Here is a 26153-nt window from a genome sequence, read left to right as displayed (position 1 = left end):
ATTCACAAACCAATATTATCTAGCGTATGGAAATGATCAATTAAGACCAATCGTATTTTTGAGAAAATATGAAATACCTCGTTCGCACGTATCCCCTAAAAATAGATGGAAATATTGGCAACAAAAATACATTTTTTCAATCAACATTCTCTCCTACATTACAAATGTATCATAAAAATATATCCTATGGATTAATATATTTGGGTAAATACTGATTTTGTGTTATAGTTTTTATGTGGGGAATTCATTTTTTTATGTAAATCTATGCATGGTTGTGTGTGTGTTGAGTCGGATAGGATTTTCTGTGATACTTCATAAATTACTCAAAAAAAGTTTTTTTATTGGTGCTGTTCTTTACACACTTTATAGTAGTTTTATCAATCATGCATTTGCACAAACACCCTATGCGCAAAATGTCCCTGCTCCACAAACCTATGGTGCATGGACAAAAGTTTGTACTCTACCGCCAGGTACACCTAACATGCAGTGTGAAGTTGTACAAAACGTTCATACACAAGGTCGTCATGATATTACCTTGCGCGTTACATTTTATAAACTTCCTAAAAAGCAAGGTGCTTTGATGCGTGTTTTTGTTCCGATTCGCGTTGAATTACGTCCTGGTGTTGGAATTAAAATTGACGATAAAAATATGGGCAGAATGGAATATCGTCGTTGTCTTGGTGATAATTGTGTTGCTGAAGCCTTTCTTAAAGAAGACATATTGCAGCTCTTTTTAAAAGGAAAAATGGCAACTTATTTTATTTTTACAACTCCTGAACAAGGGATTGGAGGTTTCGTTGACCTTCATGGTCTTGGCGACGCCTATGCAACCTTACCTACATGAATGAAATCGATACACTTTATACGATTAAAATCTCATCGTATATTTTGAAAGCTTCTTAAATTAGATTAATAAAAATCTTCTAAGTCCCCATAAAAATAGGATAATTCTTATGAAATCGCTGATTGATCATTTTGATATTACTTCCTCTAAAGTGCAATCACTTGTACAAGAAACGCTTCATCATGCTGATGACGGTGAGCTTTACCTTGAGTATACAGAAAGCGAAGCTCTTTTATTTGATAATGGACAGCTTAAAAACGGCTCTTTCCATCAAGATATGGGATTTGGTCTGCGTGTCGTTGCTGGAGAAGCTACCGGATATGCATATTCTAGTGAATTATCAGCTGCTGCACTCAAACGTGCCAGCGAAGCAGCTAAAGCTATTACCTATAATAATCATGCAGGGACTTATAGCATAGCACCTCAACAAACAAACAAGAGACTTTATCAACCGCATAATCCCCTTGATGCTCCATCATTTGAAGAAAAAAGTGCTCTTTTGCAAAAAATTGATGCCTATTTACGTGCTAAAAATGATAAATTGCATCAAGTGACTGCTTCTCTTTCCGGCTCGCTACAACATGTTGAAATTTTACGTGCAGATGGTTATTTGGTTCGTGATATTCGTCCCCTTGTGCGGCTTTCTATATCTGTAGTCGCAGCTGAAGGCAATCGACGTGAAAATGGTTTTTATGGATGTGGAGGGCGACAAGCATTTGACCAATTTATTCATGAAGACAATTGGAAAAAAGCTGCGGATGAAGCCTTACGTATGGCTTTAACAAATTTAGAAGCAGAAGCAGCACCTGCAGGATCTTTTGATGTTGTCTTAGCCAATGGATGGCCTGGCGTTATGCTCCATGAAGCCGTAGGTCATGGTTTAGAAGGTGACTTTAACCGTAAAAAAACATCCGCTTTTGCTGGACTTTTAGGACAACAAGTTGCGGCAAAAGGTGTTACAGTTGTTGATGATGGAACAATTCCACAATGCCGTGGTTCTCTCACTGTCGACGATGAGGGGACCCCTTCAGGATATAACGTTCTCATTGAAAATGGAAAGCTCGTTGGTTTTATGCAAGACAGGCTTAATGCACGGCTTATGGGAAGTAAATCAACTGGGAATGGACGGCGTGAATCTTATGCTCATGCACCAATGCCACGAATGACCAATACAATCATGCTAGGAGGAGATAAAACACCTGAAGAAATCCTTTCTTCACTCAAACATGGTATCTATGCTGTTTCATTTGGTGGAGGACAAGTTGATATTACTTCTGGAAAATTCGTCTTTGAATGTACTGAAGCATACCGAGTAGAAAATGGTAAAATTGTAGCACCAATCAAAGGCGCAACTCTTATTGGAAATGGACCGGATGCTATGAAACGTATTACAATGATTGGTAATGATAGTAAACTTGATAATGGTATCGGTCTCTGTGGAAAAGCTGGCCAAAATGTCCCTGTTGGTGTTGGTCAACCTCATCTTCGAATCAATAATATGACAATCGGTGGAACTGCGCTTATAAAGGAATAAGCGTTCTCATTCCTTCCCAATATTGCCTCCTTCTCGTCTATCACGACCACTTTGTGAGGGGGGGGTACAATGCGTTGATTTATAAAGATAATCTATCGTTTTTCATATTGAATTAGAACCTTGAATTCCATAAGATTCTCTCATTTCAAATCTGTTCCATGTTGAATCAATCAAAATCTTTCGTTTGTACGTTACAGGTGGGGGGAGTTATATGAATAAAAACTGTAAAAGACAGGACCAAAGATTCCTCTTATGTCCCCTCTCAAGTACCAAGAGTTGTAGAAACATTGAGAGATGGCAAATATAACACTAGCACCGGCTTGTTCAGATACATCTTCTTCGTAATACATTAGTCTTTTGTGTGGGATAATTTACCTTTTATATTTCATAATAAAAAAGTTTAAAATAAAAAACACTTTCTACATTCAGTGCTCTTAATTCAACGAGCAAAAGGTTATTATTATAGAGAAATTTTGGAGAGATTTTTATAATAATACTCAAGTAAACTTTTAAAAAAGTCTTCATGGCATTAAAAAATTTTAGGCTAAAGCTTCCAAGCTTTCTTTTTTTTCTTTTTGCTCAAAACAGCAACAATTTCGACATGTGGTGACCATAAAAATTGATCAATCGGTATGATTTTTTCTACTGTATACCCCCCTGCAACAAGAAGAGATAAATCACGAGCAAATGTAGTAGGATTACAGGAAATTGCCACAACACGTGATACTGTTGTCTTCGCTAATTCACGTACTTGTTGCTCTGCACCAACACGGGGAGGATCAAAAACAACACTCTCAAAACACTCAAGTTCCTTTACAGAAAGGGGATGTCGGAAAAGATCACGTTTTTCACAAGTGACCGTTTTTAAACCAGTTGCAAAACGTGCTGCTGTATTTAGATTTCTTAATGCATCTTCATTATCTTCTACTGCATGAACATTCATCTTTTTTGCCATACGCAAGGTAAATGTTCCTATCCCTGAAAACAAATCAACAGCATTCTTTGCTTTTTGTAAATGAGTCAAAATAATATTGCCCATTATATTTTCAGCTTCGCAAGTTGCTTGAAGAAAACCACCAGAAGGAAATTCAACACGGACATCTCCAAAGTAAATCTCTGGTTTTTCTCGTTCAACCAAAACTTCACCGTCAACAGATAAACGTATAATCCCATATGAAAGAGCAGCACTGATCATTTTCTGACGAAGTGATTCATGGTGTACAATGCAACCGCTTAAAGCAACATCTAAACCATTTTCAACACGTGTTATTGTAACATGAAACCGTTTGGCAGAGCTGCTTAGAAAAGCACAGAGCTCTCTAATATTATGCAACTGAGAAATAAGCTCTGGACGGCTTACTGGACATTCCTCAAGAGCTACAATCTCATGAGAGAGATAACGGTTAAAACCAACTTTTTGCCCCTGTGGGGTCATAGATGCTGTTAGAGTAATCCGCCGTCGGCTATAAGGTTTACATTCTATTAAAGGCGCAACAACATTATTAAGTCCATACTTTTTAAGCGCATCAACAACCAATTGTTGTTTCCATACGCGATAAGCATCCATATGCCAATGCTGAAGAGTACACCCTCCACATTCTCCAAAATGCTGACAAAGAGTATCAATGCGTTCTAATGATTTTTCTTTTAATGCTATACATGTTGCATATTTTCCATGAACAGTAATTTCAGCACACTCTCCTGGTAAAGTAAAAGGAACATAAACGAAGCCGTGAGACGTCCTAGAAGTACCATACCCATTTGCTCCGATATGGTCGATTATGACATTGTCACTCACTCTTGTTTTTCTCCGAATAGTAAATATTCCACGTTGCCATCACCACCTGTAATAGGGGAAGAAATTAAACCTTTTGCACTCCACCCTGTTTGTGTATTTAACCAAACAAAAAGCGCCTCAGCAGTTTCTTTAGCTATTGATGGATTTAATATTCCCCTCTTGCTAAAGTGTTTACGACCAACCTCAAACTGAGGCTTTACCAGTAAAACAGCTTGGGCACCCTTCTTGGCTAAAGACAAAACGGGAGGCAATGCAAGTTTGAGAGAAATAAAGCTAACATCTGAAACGATAAGATCAATTTTTCGCCCACCTAAATGTTTATGTTGAAAATCTCTAACATTCAAGCCTTCTAATAACGTTATAGCACTGTTGCCCAATAAACGTTTATCAAATTGATGATGCCCAACATCAACGGCAATTACATGAGCCGATCCACGCTCTAAGAGAACTTGTGTAAAACCACCTGTTGATGCACCAACATCAATGGCCGTCACTTTATCTGTTATAATCGGAAATGCATCAAGTGCAGCAATCAATTTTAACGCTGCCCGAGAAACATAATTCTGCGCTGGATCACAAACAGCAATCTCTGCATCATCAAAAACGATTTGCCCAGCTTTAAAAACGATTTCGCCGTTAACTTTAACAGTTTGACGCATAACAGCATCACGTGCGCGTGAACGTGTCGTAAAAAAGTTTTTTTCAACTAAGAGAATATCGAGCCTTTTTCTGGCAGCCATATCATACTCGAATTTTTTATCCTGTTCGAATCTCGCGGCCTAAAGCAGCAAAAACCGTGTTGACAATACCCATAGCATCAAGTCCGATACGTGAAAGAACTTTTTCTGGTGCACCATGATTCAAATACTCATCAGGAAGTTTTAGTGTACGAGCTTTTAAACCATGCTCTAAGAGCCCTTCTTGCGCTAAAAATTGTAATATGTGCGCTCCAAAACCACCGATTGCCCCTTCTTCAATTGTCACCAATACTTCATGCTCACGTGCCAAACGACACATCAAATCCTTATCTAAAGGTTTCGCAAACCGTGCATCTGCAACCGTTGTAGATAATCCTTCAGCCTCCAATGCATCAGCAGCTTGCAACACTTCTGACATCCGCGTTCCAAAACAAACCAAAGCGATCCTATTTCCTTCACGCAGAACACGCCCTTTTCCAATTTCTAATAACTCACCACGTTGCGGTAAATCTATACCAATGCCCTCACCACGTGGATAACGAAAAGAAATTGGTCCCTGATCATAAGCTGCAGCTGTACGCACCATATGCATCAGTTCAAGCTCATCAGAAGGTGCCATAACAACAAACCCAGGAAGAGTGGACAAAAAAACAATATCAAAACTTCCAGCATGTGTTGCACCATCTGCCCCCACAAAACCTGCACGGTCAATAGCAAAACGTACCGGTAATTTTTGAATTGATACATCATGAATAATTTGATCATAAGCACGCTGTAAAAAAGTAGAATAAATTGCAACAAAAGGCTTGTACCCTTCACAAGCAAGTCCTGCCGCAAAAGTTACGGCATGTTGCTCAGCGATACCAACATCAAACATTTTTTCAGGAAATTTTTTCGCAAAAGAATCAAGACCTGTCCCTGTTGGCATCGCTGCTGTTATGCCAACAATCTTATCATCATGGCGAGCTTCTTCTATTAAAGCTTTAGAAAATACCTTGGTATAGGGTAGAATATTACTTGATGCTTTAACCTGTTTTCCTGTCGTGACATCAAAACGATTAACACCATGATATTTATCAGGTGAGGCTTCTGCAGGTGGATATCCCTTTCCCTTATGTGTGACAACATGCACCAAAACAGGACCACTAGGATATTCACGAACATTTTTTAAAACAGGCAATAAATGCCCCAAATTGTGCCCATCTATGGGGCCAAGGTAATAAAAGCCAAGCTCATCAAATAAAGTTCCCCCAACCAAAAGTCCACGCGCAAATTCCTCTGAACGACGCGCCTTATCCAAAAAAAACTTTGGCAATTTTTCGCTCAACATCTTTACGCGTTCACGCAAATGACGATAAGAAGGACGAGATACTAATCGTGCAAGATGTGCACTCATAGCACCTGTAGGTGGTGCGATAGACATATCGTTATCATTAAGAACAACAATCAAGCGTGCATCCAAAGCACCAGCATTGTTCATTGCTTCATAAGCCATGCCCGCAGACATTGCACCATCACCGATGACAGCTATGATATTGCGTCTTGTCTCTGCTTTCAAAGCACTTGCCACCGCCATGCCAAGCCCCGCTGAAATAGAAGTAGACGAATGACCCGCTCCAAATGGATCATACACACTTTCTGAACGTTTTGTAAAACCTGATAATCCGCCCTCTTGACGTAATGTGCGAATTTTTTCTCTACGCCCCGTTAAAATCTTGTGTGGATAGGTTTGATGACCAACATCCCAAATAATCCTATCCTCTGGTGTATTAAAAATATAATGTAATGCAACAGTGAGCTCAACAACACCAAGTCCCGCCCCAAGATGACCACCTGTTACAGAAACCGCATCAATTGTTGCAGTCCGCAACTCATCAGCCAACTGTACCAAATCAGACTCAGGCAATGCCCGCAAATCTTGCGGAAAACAAATACGGTCAAGCAATGGTGTTAAGACCTGAGACAAAAAAAACCTTTCTATTATCTTAACTCAAGAAAACGAAACGATAAAAATATATCTTCTCTACTCTTATTTACAGTTTTGCATCTTTTTTACTGAAAAATGCTCTTTTCTATTTGAGATGAGCTATACTTTCCTCATTTTTTACTTATTTTATAAAAAAGAAATCAATCGATTTAATTTTCTATAAAAAAGGTTATTATATCTCCTCGTTTCACAATAAATATCCAAAATATTTAATATTATTTAGCATCAAGTGGTTCTACTCCTTCTGGAGAACCGTCTTCTGAAAGCTGTATTTTTTCAACTTTAGCTTCAGCAACTCTTAAGAGTTTTTCACAATGCTTTTTAAGCGCTTCACCGCGTTCATAAATATCAATGGATTGTTCCAAAGGCACATCGCCACGTTCCAAATTTTCGACAATAACTTCAAGTTGCTTAAGCGCTTGCTCAAAGCTTAAGGTCGTAATATCCCCCTCTTGTATCTCTTTTTTCATATGAACCTCAAAAAATATCTGTTCTAGATATACGAATTCCAAAACCTTCTAAACCTACATGATGATGCTCTTTAGCAGCATAAACAATAACAGAGCCTATTCCTAGATATTTTAAAATTTGTGATCCTAAACCAATTTTGCGCCATTCTTCTTCGCGTTCAATCGCCTGCACATGGTTTTCTGAACTGTCTCTTGCCATATTTTGAATATCAATAGTTGATTGCATAACAGATCCTTTACGCAAATAAATAAATACGCCACGTTTTTCTTTTTCCATCATACGCCGCATCACCACCATAATATCTGAAGATTGACAAAAAACGTCATTTATAATGTTTTCATGATGTAAATACACAGGAATATCCTCACCCTCACGGACATCACCAAAAACAATTGCAATATGCTGAACGGCTTCCCAAGGGAATTGATAACTTTGAACAATAGCGGGACCTACAGATGTTTCAATAGGCATTTCTCCAACATGCTTGATCAATATTTCCTTATGTTGGCGGTAAGCAATTAAATCTGCAACCGTTATCATATGTAACCGATGTTCTTGTGCAAATTTCATGATCTGATCGCCATGTTTAACGCTGCCATCATCATTGACCAACTCACCAATAACACCAACTGGTGGCAAACCAGCTAATTTACATAAATCAACAGCGGCCTCCGTGTGACCTGAACGCATGAGCACCCCCCCTTCATGCGCAATCAAAGGAAAAATATGTCCTGGACGGACAAAATCGTGAGCACCAGCATTTGGATTAGCAAGATTACGAACTGCCAATGTGCGGTCATGTGCAGAAATACCCGTTGTTATCCCATGTTTAAAATCCACAGTAACAGTAAATTGCGTCCCATGTGCAGAGTTATTATCTGGTACCATAGGAGCAAGATTAAACCGTTGTGCTTCTTTTTTTGGCATAGGTGTACACACAATACCTGTTGTGTGACGAAGAATAAACGCCATCTTTTCTTCTGTACAATACGCTGCAGCAACAGTTAAATCACCCTCATTTTCACGGTCATCATCATCTGTCACCACAACAATTTCACCGCGTTCAAAAGCTTTAAGTGCAGAAACAATTTTTTTTTCATCATACGCCATTGTTCACCTTTTCAATCACCCAATTTGACCGCGATGTCTTAGATAATGGTCAGCAATAGCACAAGCAACCATCGCTTCACCAACAGGAACGGCACGAATCCCAACACATGGATCATGACGTCCCTTCGTTATAACATCTATATCATGACCATCAACATCAATGGAGCGACGAGGCGTTAAAATTGATGAAGTAGGCTTTACAGCAAAACGTGCAACTATTGGCTGTCCACTCGATATTCCCCCTAAAATACCACCAGCATGATTGGATAAAAAAAGCGGTTTTCCATCATTTCCCATTCGCATTTCATCGGCATTTTCTTCTCCCCTCAGGCGGGCTGCCGCAAAACCATCACCAATTTCCACACCTTTTACCGCATTAATCGACATAAGTAACGATGCAATATCTTGATCAAGCTTTGCATAAATAGGGGCTCCTAAACCTGCCGGAACATTTTCTGCAACGATCTCAACAACCGCACCAACAGATGTTCCCTCTTTACGGAGTTTACTGATATAATCACTAAAAATGGGAACCATCTCTGCATCAGCTGTAAAAAAAGGATTATTATCAACCTCTGACCAATCCCACCGATCACGATTAATATTATGAGGACCAATTGCTATCACTGCTCCTCGTACAATCAAACCAGGAACGATTTTACGAGCAAATGCACCAGCTGCAACACGTGCTGCCGTCTCCCGTGCTGAAGCACGTCCCCCACCTCGAAAATCACGAATGCCATATTTAATATCATAAGTATAATCCGCATGTCCTGGACGATACTGATGAGCAATCGAGCTATAATCCTTCGAACGCTGATCTGTGTTTCGAATCAACAGAGAAATTGGTGTACCTGTCGTCACCAATGTTGTCCCATCGTCTTGAACAACAACTCCTGAAAGGACCTCTACTTCATCTGGTTCTCGGCGCTGCGTTGTATATTTTGATTGTCCTGGTTTGCGTTTATCAAGATAAGCTTGAACTTCTGCAAGAGTAAAAATAATTCCAGGTGGACAACCATCAATGACACAACCAAGAGCAGCACCATGACTTTCACCCCATGTTGTTACACGAAACAAATGACCAAATGTATTATGCGACATGAAAAAAGATCCGTTTCTCTGTCAAATATATACAACGACAACGTATGTTGTGTGCTATAAAAAAGGTAGCTCTTTGCTCCCAAATACTCTTAGCCACTTTAAAGTTGGTCAAATTACTGCTGTCCAATAAAATCCCATAAACCAAACTTTATTCTTTAACGACAGAAATGTCTGGTGCATCAACTGCTTTCATACCTATGATATTATAACCCGAATCGACATGATGGACTTCACCGGTAACAGAACGAGACAAATCTGAAAGAAAATAAAGCGCAGAATCACCAACCTCTTCAATTGTTACCGTACGACGTAATGGAGCATTATATTCATTCCATTTTAAAATATAACGAAAATCACCAATACCAGAAGCCGCTAACGTTTTAATTGGTCCAGCAGATATAGCATTAACACGAATATTTTGAGGACCTAAATCTACCGCTAAATATTTCACGCTCGCTTCAAGAGCTGCTTTGGCAACCCCCATTACATTATAATTGGGAACAACCTTTTCTGCACCATAATAGGTCAGTGTCAAGATTGACCCACCATCTGGCATCAATTTCTCTGCACGCTTCGTTAGAGCTGTTAGGGAATAAACGGAAATATTCATGGTCATCATAAAATTTGATTCGCTGATATCAATATAACGACCACTTAATTCGTCTTTATCAGAAAAACCAATAGCATGAACTAAAAAATCGAGTTTTCCCCATTTCTTCTCTATTTCTCTAAAGACCGTATCAATAGAGACACTGTCAGAAACATCACAATGTCCACAAACAAACCCCTTTAATTCTTCAGCCAAAGGCTCAACACGCTTTTTCATTGCTTCACCTTGATAGGTAAAAGCAAGCTCTGCCCCTGCGCTACTTGCCGCTTTAGCGATTCCCCAAGCGATGGAGCGATTATTGGCCAACCCCAAAATTAAACCACGCTTACCGTACAATAAACCATTACCCTTAGCCATCAGCACTGCCCCATTGTTACTTAAAATTAATATTATTCATCTGCCTATGACACAGGTCAACTTTTTCTTCAAGCAATTGGTTTAAAATCAAACAAAAACTACGCTTTTGTATATAAAAAATTTTAAAATTAATCTTGTTGCATTTGCAAAAACTGTTCTAGCGCGGCATTTTCACCTTCCGGCAACATAATGCGAACATGCACATAAAGATCATCTCTTGTACCATTTTTTAAACGAAGCCCTTTTCCTTTCAACCGTAAAACGCGATCAGAACTTGACCAAGCAGGAATCGTTAAAACCACACGTCCCTCCAACGTCTCAACTTCTTCTTTTGCTCCCAAAACAGCATGTTTAAGAGAAACTGGTAAATCAAGATGAAGTGCTCTTCCTTCAACCCGAAAACGAGGATGTTTTTGAATCTGAATGGTTATCAACGCATCTCCTGCTTGCCCGAGAGGTACCTCTTCTCCCTGACCTTTTAAACGAATAGTCTGTCCGTCTTCAATATAATCTGGAAGTTTAATTTTTAACTTTTTTCCATTTGGAAAAACAGCTTCCACCTTTTCTGCGCCAACCATCTGCTCTAATGTTATGGCAAGATTAGCACGAACATGTGCTCCTTGTTGGGGACGGTTATAGTGTGTGGAATTCGAAAAGCTACTACCTCCTCCAAACAGATCCCGAAAAATATCACTCGCATCAAAACCTGCACCACCTGAAGAGGAAAAATCAAATCCCTTTGCTCTTCCTGAAAAGGGATTTTGTTTATTGCTAAAATTTTCACCAGTACCATAAGCTTGATAAAGCGGTTTTCCTTCCATATCAATTTCACCGCGGTCAAATTGTGCCTTTTTATCCTTATCACCTATAATTTCATAAGCTTGATTAATTTCAGCAAATTTTTCTTTAGCCTTTGTATCATCTTTATTATGGTCTGGATGATACTTCTTTGCTAATCTTCTAAATGCCGATTTAATCTCTTGCGATTTTGCGGTACGTGCCACACCCAGAATCGTGTAGGGATCACGCATATTGCCCTCTTTTCAATTTTTTCGTTTTCAAAATATCAACTGATCCGTTGCTCAATATCCCTTATATCTTCATCAGTCTATTCTAGAGAATAATTTCTTCTTTCCTTTTTATATGTCTATCAATAAACTAAAATACCAGATAAAATGAGACATTTATTTAATATAGCTCATTGTAGCCTATGCTAAAGTAAAAATAATTAAACTACCATAGAAATACACAATAGCATTGGCTTTTTGATGATAAAGTAAATGAGAAAATGCCTCGCCCATGCTCACTGATATTTGGAGAAACTATGAGCAACAAAATACCAACAGATGATCATTTTATGAAAATGCAAAAACCTTTTGAACTTTTCGCAAAGTGGCTTGAAAAGGCAACGATAAGTGAAATAAATGATCCAAATGCTATGGCATTAGCAACAGTTGACGAAACAGGACTCCCTAATGTTCGTATGGTTCTCCTCAAAGACTACAGTCCCCAAGGCTTCGTCTTCTATACCAATTATGAAAGCTGTAAAGGACAAGAAATTTTAAAATCAATGAAAGCATCTTTAGGTTTTCATTGGAAATCGCTCCGTCGTCAGGTCCGAATTAGAGGAATTGTTGAAAAAGTAAGTCAACAGGAAGCCGATGCCTATTTCCAATCGCGACCACGTGGTAGTCGAATTGGTGCATGGGCATCTAAACAATCTCAACCTTTAGACAATCGTTTTGTGCTCGAAAAAGCAATTGCTCAATATACTGCGCGTTATGCTCTAGGCAATATTCCACGACCACCTTATTGGTCTGGGTTTCGTGTTAAACCCCTTTCTATAGAGTTCTGGTGCGATCGCCCATTTCGTTTACATGATCGTCTGCTTTTTACACGCGATTGTGTTGAACACAGCGATTGGAAAAGACAAAAACTTTATCCCTAATCCTTCAAACTTCATCGTTATAAAGATTTTTTCTTCCCAACAGTTAAACAAGTATTTTTTATTTGAAAAATTCTAAAAGAAGATGATTTATTTTATTTAAATAGAAGAAATTCATTTTCACTGTAATTCATTTTCACTGTAAAAGTTGATTGGTAATATTTTCTACTGTATTGCTTAAAACAGATTAGCAACAAGCTTATTTAAAAGAAAATACTGTATTCAGCAGAAACTATGATTTTAGCTAACTTATTTTTAGACCGCAGGATAAAATATCGTCCATATACCCCCACATACCAAACCAGCAAAAATCACAAAACCAATAAGCGAATTAGATTTGAAAAGCCTGAGGCATTGTGAACTGTCATCTATATCAATGACTTTAATTTGAATAAACATATGGATGCTTGCCACAAAAATCCCCAAAAAACTAAGAACAGGGACTCCAGCTAAATAAAATGCTAAACTAACGAACACCACAAAACCACCATACAAAAATACTAAAGCACGCTTGGTTCCTTTACCAAAGAGAAGGGCCGTAGAACGGACACCAACAGTAGCATCATCTTCTTTATCTTGATGTGCGTAGATTGTATCGTATCCTATGGTCCACAAGATTGATCCCACATAAAGCAAGATTGGTGCCCAGCTTAAACTTCCAAAGACAACAGCCCACCCCATTAATGCCCCCCAATTAAACGCAACGCCTAAAAAAAACTGCGGCCAATATGTTACGCGTTTCATAAAAGGATAAAATGCAACAGCTATCAATGACGAAATACCTAGAAAAAAACTAAACCTATTAAATTGTGATAAAACGACTAAACCAACCAAACATTGCATAAGTATAAAAACTCTTGCTTGAAACCGACTCACATGACCTGTCGGCAATGGGCGAGAACGTGTCCTTTCTACCTGAGCATCAATTTTATGGTCAATAAGATCATTCCAAGTACATCCTGCCCCTCGCATAGCAATAGATCCCAGAAAAAAAAGAAAAAGATACCAAACCCAGTGAAGAAACATTGATAAAAGAGTATCATAATGCATGTTATAAGAGAAAAAAGCCATTGTTGTTGACCAAAAACAAGGCCACATCAACAATTGCCATCCGATAGGCCGATCCCAACGCGCCAATTGCGCATAAAACCATAAAGAACAGGGAAGGAAATTGTAGACCCATTGTTTGGAAGATGCATCCATAACCCGTCCCTGACTCTCACAGGATTGAACATGCGCGATATTTTTATTTTTTTTCATCAAATGATTTACCTTTGGTCTTGCGATAGAGACATTTCATTCTTATGAGAAGGAGATGAGATTAATCATCTTTTATGAGAGGAGCAAGCAATGAATATTCTTCTTATTGGCTCAGGTGGACGAGAACATGCTTTAGCATGGAAAATAGCTGCATCACCACTGCTAACAAAGTTATATTGTGCTCCTGGAAACCCTGCAACAACAGAATTTGGTGAAAATATTAATTTAAACATTGATGACCATCCCCTTGTTATTGATTTTTGTAAAAAACATTCTATTGATCTTGTGATTGTAGGACCAGAAGCACCATTGGTTGCGGGTATAACAGACTCTCTTAATAGCGCTAACATCTGTGTATTTGGTCCTACTCAAAAAGCTGCTCAACTAGAAGGTTCTAAAGCTTTTACAAAAGATTTATGTCGTAAGAATAACATTCCTACAGGAAGTTACCAATGCTTTAATGATGCCTCTAAAGCTAAAGCTTACATTCATCAACAAGGTGTTCCCATTGTTATTAAAGCTGATGGCTTAGCAGCTGGCAAAGGTGTCGTGGTTGCAACAACTATGGAAGAAGCATTTAACGCAGTCGATGCCTGCTTCAAAAGTGCATTTGGAGATGCAGGAAACAAAATTGTTGTAGAATCTTTTCTTGAAGGTGAAGAAGCAAGCTTCTTCTGCCTTTGTGATGGTAAAGTTGCTCTTCCTTTTGGTTCTGCTCAAGACCATAAACGTGTAGGTGATGGCGATATTGGAGCAAACACCGGTGGTATGGGTGCTTATTCACCAGCGCCCATCATGACCCAAGAAATAGTGAATCGTACCCTCAAAGAAATTGTTGAACCAGCTTTAAAAAGCATGAAAGAAATGGGCGCCCCCTTTAAAGGTATTCTCTTCGTCGGATTAATGATAACGCAAAAAGGACCCGAATTAATTGAATTTAACGTACGATTCGGTGATCCTGAATGTCAAGTTTTAATGATGCGCCTCAAAGATGACATTTTGCCAATTTTTCTTGCTGCAGCTCAAGGAAAACTTGAAAATAAGCCTCTTCGGTGGTCTGAAAAAACTGCTCTCACCGTTGTTATGGCTGCCAATGGTTATCCAGACTCTCCCCAAAAAGGTACTGTTATCCGTAACGTTGATAAAGTAAACAATCTTCCCGATGTGAAAGTTTTTCAAGCTGGTACAGTATTGCGTGATGGAGAACTCATTGCAAATGGTGGACGTGTCCTCAACATAACAGCAACAGGAAAAACGATTACGCACGCACAAAAACGTGCTTATGAAGCTGTTGATTGTATTGATTGGCCAGAAGGTTTTGTTCGTCGTGATATCGGATGGAGAGCCATTGCGCGAGAAAACTAAATCCTTTGAATATTCTTTTTTCCGATTTGATTATTTTATATAAGAGCATGATACACAAATTTTCTTACTGTTTTACGTTGACCATAATTTTGAAAAAATGAGTGTGCTTTCCTTTGAACAATCAAATATTGTAAATAGGATATCTACTCATGATAAAATAGGAAATTTCTCTGAATATAACACTGTGATATAAACTGATCATTTTACTGTTGTATTTAATTTAAACGTATTTTCTCATCATCTTTATAAATACTTTCTTTCTTATAAAACCCTGAAGAAAAACATATATACTATCATTTCTCTTATTTATTGCGTTTTTTAATGAAATTCCGCTTTTACGAAAAATAAAATGCCAAAAAAAAGATACTGATGTTATTCACGTACAAATTCTTAAACAATATCTCTCATGCTCGTCACTCCCATTTTACGACACTACCTGCAAATAGTATAAATCCATTCTGCCATCTTTCTGAAATAAAGATAAAAACCGATACTATCATTGTATTTTCCAACTCCCAATATTACGATAACCCTTTCTATCTAAACGCTTTATCAGAGAGTGTTTACTCTTTTTTAATGATTTTTATCCACACTCTACCCCTTCTTATAACGTGCAAAAAAATGATTTTGATTATAGGAGAGAGATGAAGTAAGAATATTTTGCAATATTCAAAGCTCTCATTCAACATGGAGAAATGATTTATAAAAAAGTAAAAAACACTTCCAGCAATCTGCTCGTGTTTTAATGATGTGGCAAAAACCAAAAATTACACCGCCAAAAAAACGGTTTCTATTGTTATGAAAGCCGTTTTTACCTCTCCGAGAAAAGCGTTTAACATAACCGATTCCTGCTGCCAATGTATGGTGTCAAAAAACTCTCATTTACAATCATTGACTTCCTCTTTGCCTTAAAGAACCAAAAGTCACACCAAATCCCATCTGTAAACGTCCGGATTCTCATTGAGCGGGTTCCTCTTGGTTCCTACTCATATGCTTCACTTACACAAAGATCGACAAGCAAACTTAAGAATATTCGCCATGTCCTCTAAAAATACTTCATGTGTGAAGTTTACACGCCTTATATTACCGCCCCAAACAACGATGTTTTACGGCACAACAAGATAAATGCTTACGGTAGTACAAAAATGAATGCATATTAATATTACTGGAGTGCAATTCGATTCGCAATCACCAAACGCAAGCCTAACGGATTGCTATAACGAAGTAAAAAACGCTTTTGTTTAGAATGTGCTGTTGTACCAAAAAAACGATGTAAATCAGAACGATCTTTTACAACCAGAATGCGATTATCTTCATTGATCATAAGCATGGGGAGTCCATAAGTATCCGCCCATAATCGCCAATCCAGAAGAACATTATTCAAATCTCTGGAAACCAAAAGCGGTATACAAGCTTCCTCATCGGCATGAAGTAATTCTAATGCAACAGCTCTTTCTCCTGAACGCGTTTTCACGGTACGTGCTGCAATTCCTTGGAAATGATAAGGGGGTATTAAATGCGATAAGCTTGAAGGCATATCCGTTTTAAAAGAAACACCACGCTCATTTAACGAACAAATAACCTGATTACCCGTTTTGGATGAAAAATATGTCGTCGTTTGTGGCAAATGGCACGGATCTAACCGAAATTCAAGCACCGCTTTTGCCTGATTAAAGCATTGATTAGCCATATACATTATCCCAATTTATCTTAAATAACATACACCCTTTAGCAGCTTTTTCTCATTGGATTATTAAAAGTTTGAATAAAAAACAACTGGTTTCTTTTTTGGTTATTAAAATCTAAACAAAAATACATGATCACTATTCTTGAATTATAATACTTTTCCGGGATTCATTATCCCTAAAGGATCGAGCGTTTTTTTAATCCCTTGCATAATATCCAATGCGACAGGCGATTTAAAAGAACGAAGTTCTTCGCGCTTAAGCTGACCAATTCCATGCTCAGCAGAAAATGCACCTCTATAGTCCATCACTAAACTATGAATGCGATGATTCATTTTTGACCATAACTGCAAGAACACCATCGTATCAGCTCCTACAGGTTGTGTAATGTTATAATGTAAATTTCCATCGCCCATGTGTCCAAAACAAATCACCCGTGCTCCTGGAGCAATATCTTCAACAATAAGCGCTGCCTCAGCAATAAAATCAGGAATAGAAGCAAGTGGGACCGCAATATCATGCTTAATGGACCCTCCTGCTAACTTTTGTGCATAGGATATACTTTCACGCAACTGCCAAAAAAAATCTTGCTGTTTTAAAGATTGTGCAACAATTGCATCTTCTATCACCGCATTCTTTAAAGCTTCTTCTAAAATAATACTCAGTACTGATAACGCCTCATCATCGCCTTGCAATGATGAAATGTTCATTAATACATACCATTCATGCTTCCGCTGAAGAGGAGGCTTCTCACACATCTTATAATCTAAAGCCATTTGCAAACTGAGATTTCCCATGAGCTCAAAACCTGTCAACATCCCTCCTCCATATTTTTGAGCCAGAGATAAAAACTCTAAAGCCTTCGCCGGACTATATAATCCCACCAAAGCAACAGCTTTTCCTTTTATTTTTGGAAACATCTTCAAAACGGCTGCGGTTATAACACCTAATGTGCCTTCTGCACCAATAAAAAGATTTTTCAAATCGTAACCGCTATTATCTTTTTTAACAAAACGCAAATCATCTAAAATACGGCCATCCGGTAAAACAACTTCCAAACCAAGACAAAGATCACGCATATTGCCATAGGCTAAAACAGCTGTCCCTCCAGCATTCGACGAAAGATTTCCCCCTACTTGACAAGAACCTTCAGAAGCCAAAGAAAGAGGGAAAAAACGACCTGATTCATCCACTTTTTTCTGTAAATCCTGTAAAATAACACCTGCCTCTACAACAACAAAATTTCCCTCAAGATTTATAGTTCTAATCTTATTTAATCGTTCCATGGATAAAAGAACGCTCCCTCCTCTTTCATCTGGTTGTTGTCCCCCCACAAGCCCTGTATTTCCACCCTGTGGCACAATCGGTGTGCGTGTTTTGCTCGCTAGCTGCATAATCGATGAGACCTCTGCGCAAGAAGATGGACGTAAAAGTAAAGGTGTTTTTCCATGAAAAAGCCCACGCTCTTCAAGCAAATACGGTGCAATCAACGCTTGATCTGTTATAGCATGCTTAGCACCAACAATTTCTCTAAACCCCTCAATTAATTTCTGCTCCATGTTTGTTTCTCCTTTGGAGCCGCAGCCCGTATAAGACGATCATTGATCGCCTCCCCTAATCCGTATGATGGAATAGGTTCTACTGCGATACATCTCACTTTAAATGAATCTAATTCCTTCATATATTGAAATAAATGAAAGGCTGCCTCTTCCAACTTTCCATCTTCGCTAAGATTTAAAATAGAAACGGCATTTTCAGCCCCCATAACGCGCTTTGAACCAAATGCTAAAAGCGCTTCACCATTTTCCACCTTTTCTACATTCAAACGAATCGTAGCATTGGGAGCATAATGCGACTTTAACATCCCTGGAGCTTCAATCGCCGCCCTTTGATCTATCCGTTTTAAAGACTTCCCCACAATTTCTTCAATTTTATCAGCCGCAAGCCCCCCTGGACGCAAAAGATAAATATTTTCATCACAAATCTTAATAATCGTTGATTCAAGCCCTATTTTAGCAGGTCCTCCGTCCAATATCAAAGGAACAGATTCCCCCAAAGATGCAAAAACAGCCTCAGCTGAAGTAGGGCTAAGACGCCCCGACTGATTCGCACTAGGAGCAGCAAGTGGTCGGCCAAAATGTTGTACTACTTCCGCAAAACGACTGTCTGGAAAACGAACAGCCAAGGTATTCAAACCAGAGGTTGTTAAAGGATGAATATTATGCTGTTCCTTTAAAGGCAAAACCAATGTCAAAGGCCCTGGCCAAAATTCCTCCATTAATTGGCGTGAAAGAAAGTCAATTTTCACATAACGTTCCGCCATTTCGATGCCGCTGACATGCACAATAAGAGGATTAATTTGCGGACGACTCTTTGTAGAAAAAATAGAAGAAATTGCCCTCCCATTGGTTGCATCGCCCGCTAATCCATAAACAGTTTCCGTTGGTAATGCTACTAACTTCCCTTGTTTAAGAAGCGCTATTGCCTCTCTTATCGAAGCACTATTGAGTGGTAGAATCGTCATGACACACCATTTCTATAACACTCTTTTAGTGGTGCAAAACTATAACGATGTAATCCTATAATTGGTCCATATTTATCAAGAGCTGTACGATGCGCTAGTGTTGCATAACCTACATGCTTCTCTAAACCATACCCTTTATAAACTTGTCCTGCACACTCCATCATCCTGTCACGCGTTACTTTCGCAATAATAGATGCGGCTGCAATTGAAACCGAACGCTGATCGCCCTTAATCAACGCCATTGCAGGACAGGACAACTCAGAAGGAATATCACGTCCATCAACAAGGACATAGTGGGCTGGAATGGCTAACCCTATAATACAGCGACGCATTGCTTCTAAAGTTGCTTTTCTAATATTAGATTGATCAATTGTACGAGCACAAAGACTAGCGACTGAAACCGCTAATGCACTTTGCAAAATTTCATGATAAAGTCTATTTCGTTGGAGAAAAGAAAGTTTTTTTGAATCATTTAACCCATTAGGAATATGGTCTTTATCCAAGATAACTGCTGCCGTTACCACAGGTCCAGCGAGAGGCCCCCGTCCTACTTCATCAACACCTGCTATATGAAAAAAACCCTGTTTTTGCAAATCCAATTCGCACGAAAAATTTGGTTGAAGCGGAACATTAAACATCTTTGATAAATCACAATACAACAAACATACATCTATTTCTGTAGCCTGATCATTTTTTGCAAGCATTACAGTTTTAAATGGCTCTCCAAACATTATGCGAATTCTTGCACAAAAGATAAAAAAATACATTTCTTTGGTTACCCTCTTTCACTGTGTATAATAAAATCAGGACGAAATAAAAGCTTTTATATTTATTTATCAAATATTTCCTAAAGTCATGATAGGTTTTACAAACCAATTTGGGTGCATTGATTTGATAAAAAGAGCTGCTTGTTGCGCTGTTTGTTTATTTTTAAAAATGCCAAAGCAAGTTGCTCCCGTTCCAGATATACGGGAAAAAAGAGCCCCACATTCATCTAATACAGATAACACTTCAGCTAACTGAGGTGCTATTTTTAATGCAGAAGAAAAAAGATCATTACGCGTTTCTTGTAAAGCTTCAACCAATGAATCAACACTCTTTAAAGAATCTGTATTAATTTTTAAAGAAGGATTATGACGCTTCTCTAACGCTTTAAAAACAGTTTGTGTTGAAATCTCTTGTCCATGATTAACCAATACTATTGCAAGAGAACAGGCTCCTTTTAGTTGTATCATCTCTTGACCAATTCCTTTGACCAAAAGTGGCTGCTGATATTCTAATGCATAAAGGCACATGGGAACATCAGCACCAAGAACTAAGCTCATTTTTGCTAATTCTTGGTAAGAGCAATCAAGATTCCACTGTTGACGCAACATGCTTATAACCCCAGCTGCATCACCTGAGCCACCACCAATGCCTGAAGCAACAGGTAATGTTTTTACAAGCCGAAAAAAAGCAGGTTGAGCACATTCAGGAAAAGTCTTATGCATAAAATCCCGTGCGCGAATAACCAAATTATCTAAATGAGACACAAGGCCTTTTGCAAACGGTCCCGTCAAAACAAATTGATTATTTTCGCAAGGTGCATAGTGTAGACAATCACCGCTAAGACTAAAATAAACCAAACTTTCTATTAAATGATACCCATCAGAACGTTGCCCCACAACATGTAGAGCTAAATTCAATTTAATAGGTGTAAATAAATAGGAATGTCCTTGGAACGAAGCTTGTACATTTGATATCATATGACGTAATATTCACCTACATAGGGTTCTTTTACAAATTCCCCCTTTTATCCATACTTTTATTAGCACAAACCCTATAAACAGCTTGGAATATTCTTAATCGTTTTCTAAACAAACAATAAATATAAAGAGCACTCATACAAAATAAACGACATGTTCTCATTCGTATCATTTCAAGCCTTTTTTCTTCTAGAATCTGTTTTTAGATAACAATCCCTCTGGCTTGAATAATCCTTTCCATTACAAACCATAACGCTGCCAAAGTGCTCGCTCTTCTGCTGCCATCAATGCACTGTCAACGACTGTATAAACCGTATGTGCCGTCACTCCTGAAGGCGTTTTAGGTCCTAAGAAACTTTTTGGAGGCATAATAAGTCGAAGTTTTGCATCATTACCAAAGCGCTCCTTAATAACAGAACGTACATCATTCAATCCATCAACCAGACCAAGCTCAACGCTTTGTTTTCCACTCCAAAACATTCCTGTAAAGAGATTCGAATCATTTGATAATTTTTCAGCACGGCGTTCTTTAACCAAATCGATAAAAGTTTGATGCACTTCAAGTTGGAGAGATTTCAAATGCTCGATATCCGCCTTTTTTTCTGGCTGAAATGGATCTAATGTAACTTTGTTCTTTCCTGCTGTGTATACACGCCGTTCGATACCAATTTTCTTCAAAAGTTCCGGAAAACCAAAGGAAGCTGAAACCACTCCAATGGAACCAACAATTGAAGAAGGATCTGCAAAAATTTCATCCCCCGCACAAGCAATCATATAACCACCGGATGCTGCAATATCTTCAATAAACACAAGAACCTTTTTATTTTTTTCTTCTGCCAAGTCACGAATACGCTTGAAGATAAAACGCGATTGTACAGGTGAACCACCAGGAGAATTAATAATAAGTGCAACAGCCGGTGACTTTTTGTGTGCGAAAGCCTTCTCTAAAAGATTTGCACACCTACTGAGGGAAAGGGTACGAGATATAGACGCTGATGAATCCATAATTGCTCCTTGAAGGCGCACCACAGGAATTTCAAGTTTATCGGAAGAAAAACGACGTGGAATAAAACTTTTAATAAAATCCATCAAAACAAAATCTCCTTATAAATTAAGAACAATTAAATAGGAAAGGACAACAAAGAGGAAGAACGCGATAATATCCAAAAGCGCCAATCAATCCCCACATTACAAGCAGAAATATAATTTCACCCAAAGTCAAACCTCCCTAACAACAAAGTTTCGACTTTAAATAATAAACTAAAAAACACAAGATACTATTAGAAAAGTTCCCACAAGCTTATATATCCATTATTAATTGCATCAACTTGGGGTGAAAAAGTATGGTCATTACCTTCATGTATAACCAATGCCGGTAAAATAGATAAAGCTGCTCTGCTTCCTCGTTTTGCGTAAAATAAAAGACGAATTGCAGCTGTTTTCGCACGTGCATGCACAGGAATTATACAAATATCACCAAAACGCCCTTCTAAAGCACGCAAGATATCTGTCAGCGATTGTGGACGTGCAATGAGCCCTAAGTATCCACCTGGCTTAACAATGGCCGCTGCACTCCGCAACCAGTTATCAAACATCGCTTCAGACATAACATGTGCTTCAGATTTTTGTTTATCAGGTGTCTTGCGATCAGTAGGATTATTAAAAGGTGGATTCATAATCGCAAAATCAAAGCTATTATCTATCAAACCTGCTTTTATACGGGCATTCCCTTTGAAGGTAACATCTGCTTCTAGCAAACAAACTCGGCTAGCAAATTGTTCATTTTGTTTTAGCATAAGCGTTTTTTGAGCGTAAGATACCATAAAAGCTGAACGTTCAACTAAAGTAACATGAACTTTCAGACAACGCGAAGCAACAGCCAACCCTGCAGCTCCAGCACCTGCGCCTAAATCAACAACCTTGCCCTTTAAATTACTTGGAACCAAACTAGCCAATAACATCGCATCCATTCCAGAACGATGACCATATTTATGGGGTTGAACCAAATAAAATTTTCCGCGGTGAAAACTATCAATTGTTTCACCACTCTGATTCGTTGTTTTATCCATTTAAAAGCCTAATGTTCACCTTTATAAACTGCATTTTTGCCATTCAGCTGCTATTTTAAATTTTTTTATTATTTCATAACAACAAGATTACACTCACTAAAGAACATTTATTGCCAATAACATTCCAAGCTTACACTTCAAAGCGCCATCAAAAGCTTGAGTCAAACACAAACCCCCTTTATGCTAGTAAATAAAGTAAATTTTATATATGTCCATTGCAATACTCTAGGAGTAAACACATTGAGCGCAGCTATCAAACCAGAACAAATAAGAAATAATCAAATTTCTCTTCAATCTCTTGTCAATCTTACTCAAAAAGATATGGAGCGCGTAAATCAATTTATTCTCTCTATGGCAAAATCAGAGGTTGAGATGATCCCTGAAATTTCCAACCATCTTATTTCATCAGGTGGAAAGCGATTACGCCCAATGATTACGCTCGCTTCTGCTCATATGTTCGGTTATCAAAGTGACGGGCATATAAAACTCGCAACAGCTGTTGAATTTATGCATACAGCAACATTACTACACGATGATGTGATTGATGAAAGTAATTTGCGACGTGGAAAATCCACGGCACGGATGATTTGGGGGAATCAAGCAAGCGTACTTGTTGGTGATTTCCTGTTGGGTCAGGCTTTTAAAATGATGGTCGATGTCGGTTCCATAGAAGCGCTCTCTGTCCTAGCGAACGCTGCTGCAATTATTGCTGAAGGAGAAGTTATGCAACTTTCTGCTGCAAAAAATATCAAAACCAGCCCTTCAGACTATCTCAAAATCATCAATGCCAAAACAGCCGCACTTTTTTCAGCAGCCGCTGAAGTAGGACCGATTGTTGCTGGCTATGGACATAAAGAGCGTTCTTCATTACGTGAATATGGAACATCTTTAGGTTTAGCTTTCCAATTGATTGATGATGCACTTGACTATAGCGGTAGTGCTCAAAGCTTAGGAAAAAATATAGGGGATGATTTTAGAGAAGGAAAAATAACAATGCCTGTTATTATCGCATATGAACGTGGAAATATAGTAGAAAAAAATTTCTGGAAACAAGCACTTGAAGATGGCAATAACAATAATGAAGCCTTCGCATACGCGCAACACTTAATAGAAAAGTATGATAGTATCACAGATACAATAGAACAAGCACGCATCTACGGAAAACATGCAATTGATGCTCTTATTCCCATGAACGAAAATCTTGCTTACAATGCTCTCGTTGAGACTGTTGAATTTTGTATTGCGCGCGTAAACTGAATTCTTTGCAAGAATCGCAGTATTTCTCAATAAAGTAATGAGATATGATCTATAAACAACACCATCGATTGATTATCTTGAAAAGGATTAGCTCCATGTGCTCTGCAACGGTATCCCGAATTTTTACCCTCTTTATCGTGGGTATCATGCTGATGCCATTCCCCACCTACAGTAAAATAAGCACCGCAATTCATACAAGCTCATTTACAGGTGCTTATTTAGCTGGAAGGGTTGCAAATCATGAAAATAAAACAGAACTTGCTATCAATTACTTTAAACAAGCACTCGTTTATCAACCTGATAACATTGAAACACAAAAAGAGCTCCTTGAAGCTATGCTCTCGGTCGGAAACTTTAAAGAAGCTGTCCAACAAGCCCAAAAACTCAAAGAGCAAGATGTTATAACTCCCTTTGTTTCCTTAACTTTGTCAGTAGAAAGTCTCATCAAAAAAGACTATAAGAATGCCAATTTTCTTCTACAATCAAAAGAACCTCCGAAATCCAATAATCCAATACCTGAACTCATCGGTGCTTGGATTAAATTTGGATCTGGACAAAAATCTCAAGCAATCGCTGATCTTAAGAAACTCAAAGGTCCTGTCTGGTATGACCTTTTTATATCTTATCATCTAGCACTTATGAGCGACCTTGCAGAACAGCCAAAGGATGCAAAAAAATATTTCATTAAAGCACTTAGTAACAAACAGGGGACTCTTATCGCTCCTAATACCTATGAACGTATTATCATAGCCTATGCCTCATTCCAATTGCGCCATAATATGCGTAACCAAGCTCTTCAAACAATCCAACATGGCGAACAAATGTTGTCAGGTCGAGAAGTCCTTAAAAACTTTCGAGAAAAAATTGAAAAAAACTCTTTCTTAGAGAGAGTTATTAAAACACCTCAACAAGGAGCAGCCGAGGTATTATATAATTTTGGAACAGCCCTCAACCACAAAAACTCAGGGCGAATCGCACGTATTTTTAAGCAATTATCTTTCGCCTTATACCCTCAAAATGACGCAACACTGTTTCAGCTCGCACACATTTCTGCTAAATTGAGTGATCCTCATAAAGCAATTAAACTTTATCGCGCTTTATCCCCTAAATCTCCTTATTATAAAGATGGACAACTTCATCTTGCATTCCTTCTTGCCAATAACAATAATTACAAAGAAGCAATAAAATTACTCACATTGTTAAATGAAAAATTTCCCAATGATCGTAATATTTTGATAACGCTCGTTGCTTTTTATATGCAGGACAATAAATTTCTTGAGGCCATTAAAACTCTAGACACCGCTATTGCCCAGATAAAAAACTTTCAGCAGGACGATTGGAAACTCTTTTATCAGCGTGGTATTGCTTTTGAACGTTTAAAGCAATGGCCAAAAGCAGAAATTGATTTGAGAAAATCGCTTGAATTTTTTCCAAACCAGCCGCAGGTTCTTAATTATTTAGCCTATTCCCTTGTAGAACGTGGTGAGAAGCTTGAAGAATCGCTCCGTATGCTGCAAAAAGCTTCCGCTTTGCAAACTCACAACAGTCATATTCTCGATTCTTTAGGGTGGGCTTATTATAAGCTAAAAGAATATAATAAAGCAGTGCAAATATTAGAAAATGCTGTCAGATTACAACCTGAGGACCCAACACTGAATGATCATTTAGGTGATGCCTATTGGAAAGTTGGACGTAAACGTGAAGCAATCTTTCAATGGAACCACGCAATTGACGGAAAACCAGAAAATTCTGAACAAATTCAAGAAAAGTTGAAATTTGGTTTGCAATAA

The 26153-nt window shown here is 38.3% G+C and carries 22 protein-coding genes; 6 read left to right on the top strand and 16 right to left on the bottom strand.

From position 1 onward, the window contains the following. Window positions 1-268: 268 nt before the first annotated feature. Together ACFIKB_RS03585 and tldD are read left to right on the top strand one after the other, a co-directional pair. Window positions 269-844 carry an invasion associated locus B family protein gene (locus ACFIKB_RS03585; RefSeq protein ID WP_375635769.1) on the top strand — a complete coding sequence of 192 codons (576 nt, stop codon included), beginning with the start codon at window positions 269-271 and terminating at the stop codon, window positions 842-844. Window positions 845-953: 109 nt separating this feature from the next. Next, a complete protein-coding gene (tldD, locus tag ACFIKB_RS03580; protein ID WP_375635770.1) occupies window positions 954-2378 on the top strand; it encodes a metalloprotease TldD in 1425 nt (474 codons plus the stop codon). Window positions 2379-2922: 544 nt separating this feature from the next. Here the strand turns inward: tldD and ACFIKB_RS03575 are convergent. The 8 genes from ACFIKB_RS03575 to ACFIKB_RS03540 form a co-directional block, all read right to left on the bottom strand. Then, window positions 2923-4176 carry a class I SAM-dependent RNA methyltransferase gene (locus ACFIKB_RS03575; protein ID WP_375635771.1) on the bottom strand — a complete coding sequence of 418 codons (1254 nt, stop codon included), beginning with the start codon at window positions 4174-4176 and terminating at the stop codon, window positions 2923-2925. Then, complete coding sequence (locus ACFIKB_RS03570) at window positions 4173-4916, bottom strand: TlyA family RNA methyltransferase (RefSeq protein ID WP_375652843.1); 744 nt, start codon at window positions 4914-4916, stop codon at window positions 4173-4175. Before ACFIKB_RS03570 ends, ACFIKB_RS03575 begins: the two co-directional genes overlap by 4 nt. 16 nt (window positions 4917-4932) lie before the next feature. Further along, window positions 4933-6840 (bottom strand): 1-deoxy-D-xylulose-5-phosphate synthase, encoded by a 1908-nt coding sequence (gene dxs, locus ACFIKB_RS03565; RefSeq protein WP_375638694.1) that lies wholly within the window; start codon window positions 6838-6840, stop codon window positions 4933-4935. Window positions 6841-7076: 236 nt separating this feature from the next. Then, window positions 7077-7331 (bottom strand): exodeoxyribonuclease VII small subunit, encoded by a 255-nt coding sequence (locus ACFIKB_RS03560; protein ID WP_273787907.1) that lies wholly within the window; start codon window positions 7329-7331, stop codon window positions 7077-7079. Between the two features lie 7 nt (window positions 7332-7338). After that, complete coding sequence (gene ribB, locus ACFIKB_RS03555) at window positions 7339-8442, bottom strand: 3,4-dihydroxy-2-butanone-4-phosphate synthase (RefSeq protein ID WP_375652842.1); 1104 nt, start codon at window positions 8440-8442, stop codon at window positions 7339-7341. A 15-nt stretch (window positions 8443-8457) separates the two neighbouring features. Continuing rightward, window positions 8458-9546, bottom strand: a complete 1089-nt coding sequence (aroC, locus tag ACFIKB_RS03550) for a chorismate synthase (RefSeq protein WP_375644563.1) — start codon at window positions 9544-9546, stop codon at window positions 8458-8460. A 148-nt stretch (window positions 9547-9694) separates the two neighbouring features. Next, on the bottom strand, window positions 9695-10513 hold the full coding sequence (gene fabI, locus ACFIKB_RS03545; protein ID WP_273787904.1) for an enoyl-ACP reductase FabI: 819 nt from the start codon (window positions 10511-10513) through the stop codon (window positions 9695-9697). A gap of 128 nt (window positions 10514-10641) precedes the next feature. Beyond that, the gene (locus tag ACFIKB_RS03540) at window positions 10642-11544 is read right to left on the bottom strand and encodes a DnaJ C-terminal domain-containing protein (protein WP_012754817.1); all 903 of its coding nucleotides are present in this window, start codon (window positions 11542-11544) and stop codon (window positions 10642-10644) included. Between the two features lie 293 nt (window positions 11545-11837). Between ACFIKB_RS03540 and pdxH the strand changes: the two genes are divergently transcribed. Further along, the gene (pdxH, locus tag ACFIKB_RS03535; protein WP_375652840.1) at window positions 11838-12461 is read left to right on the top strand and encodes a pyridoxamine 5'-phosphate oxidase; all 624 of its coding nucleotides are present in this window, start codon (window positions 11838-11840) and stop codon (window positions 12459-12461) included. A gap of 252 nt (window positions 12462-12713) precedes the next feature. Here pdxH and ubiA read toward each other — a convergent pair whose 3' ends face one another. Beyond that, window positions 12714-13718: a 4-hydroxybenzoate octaprenyltransferase gene (gene ubiA / locus ACFIKB_RS03530; protein ID WP_375635778.1), complete on the bottom strand. Its 1005-nt coding sequence runs from the start codon at window positions 13716-13718 to the stop codon at window positions 12714-12716. 90 nt (window positions 13719-13808) lie between these two features. Here ubiA and purD point away from each other — a divergent pair, with 90 nt between their 5' ends. Further along, window positions 13809-15083 carry a phosphoribosylamine--glycine ligase gene (gene purD, locus ACFIKB_RS03525; RefSeq protein WP_375635779.1) on the top strand — a complete coding sequence of 425 codons (1275 nt, stop codon included), beginning with the start codon at window positions 13809-13811 and terminating at the stop codon, window positions 15081-15083. A gap of 1162 nt (window positions 15084-16245) precedes the next feature. On the opposite strand, the gene ACFIKB_RS03520 is transcribed toward purD, so the two are convergent. The 7 genes from ACFIKB_RS03520 to ACFIKB_RS03490 form a co-directional block, all read right to left on the bottom strand. After that, window positions 16246-16773, bottom strand: a complete 528-nt coding sequence (locus ACFIKB_RS03520) for a DUF6101 family protein (RefSeq protein ID WP_012754813.1) — start codon at window positions 16771-16773, stop codon at window positions 16246-16248. A 144-nt stretch (window positions 16774-16917) separates the two neighbouring features. Then, window positions 16918-18327 carry an FAD-binding oxidoreductase gene (locus tag ACFIKB_RS03515; RefSeq protein WP_375644562.1) on the bottom strand — a complete coding sequence of 470 codons (1410 nt, stop codon included), beginning with the start codon at window positions 18325-18327 and terminating at the stop codon, window positions 16918-16920. Then, window positions 18312-19292 (bottom strand): L-threonylcarbamoyladenylate synthase, encoded by a 981-nt coding sequence (locus tag ACFIKB_RS03510; RefSeq protein ID WP_375635781.1) that lies wholly within the window; start codon window positions 19290-19292, stop codon window positions 18312-18314. Before ACFIKB_RS03510 ends, ACFIKB_RS03515 begins: the two co-directional genes overlap by 16 nt. Next, window positions 19289-19930, bottom strand: a complete 642-nt coding sequence (locus ACFIKB_RS03505) for a ribonuclease HII (RefSeq protein ID WP_375635838.1) — start codon at window positions 19928-19930, stop codon at window positions 19289-19291. Before ACFIKB_RS03505 ends, ACFIKB_RS03510 begins: the two co-directional genes overlap by 4 nt. A 198-nt stretch (window positions 19931-20128) precedes the next feature. After that, window positions 20129-21037, bottom strand: coding sequence for a 4-(cytidine 5'-diphospho)-2-C-methyl-D-erythritol kinase (locus ACFIKB_RS03500; protein WP_375635782.1), 909 nt, complete (start codon window positions 21035-21037; stop codon window positions 20129-20131). A gap of 240 nt (window positions 21038-21277) precedes the next feature. Beyond that, entirely contained in the window at window positions 21278-22126 is an 849-nt protein-coding gene (locus ACFIKB_RS03495) for a S49 family peptidase (protein ID WP_375635783.1), read from the bottom strand. A 191-nt stretch (window positions 22127-22317) separates the two neighbouring features. Then, window positions 22318-23106 (bottom strand): tRNA1(Val) (adenine(37)-N6)-methyltransferase, encoded by a 789-nt coding sequence (locus ACFIKB_RS03490; protein ID WP_375635784.1) that lies wholly within the window; start codon window positions 23104-23106, stop codon window positions 22318-22320. Between the two features lie 180 nt (window positions 23107-23286). On the opposite strand from ACFIKB_RS03490, the gene ACFIKB_RS03485 reads away from it, so the two are divergent. Beyond that, a complete protein-coding gene (locus tag ACFIKB_RS03485; protein WP_375644561.1) occupies window positions 23287-24363 on the top strand; it encodes a polyprenyl synthetase family protein in 1077 nt (358 codons plus the stop codon). 95 nt (window positions 24364-24458) lie between these two features. Beyond that, complete coding sequence (locus ACFIKB_RS03480; RefSeq protein ID WP_375635786.1) at window positions 24459-26153, top strand: tetratricopeptide repeat protein; 1695 nt, start codon at window positions 24459-24461, stop codon at window positions 26151-26153.

This window comes from Bartonella sp. MR110HLJHH (assembly GCF_042194225.1).
Lineage (GTDB): Bacteria > Pseudomonadota > Alphaproteobacteria > Rhizobiales > Rhizobiaceae > Bartonella > Bartonella grahamii.
Note: the sequence above shows the minus strand (reverse complement) of the source record. Positions and strands in the feature narration are given on the sequence as shown.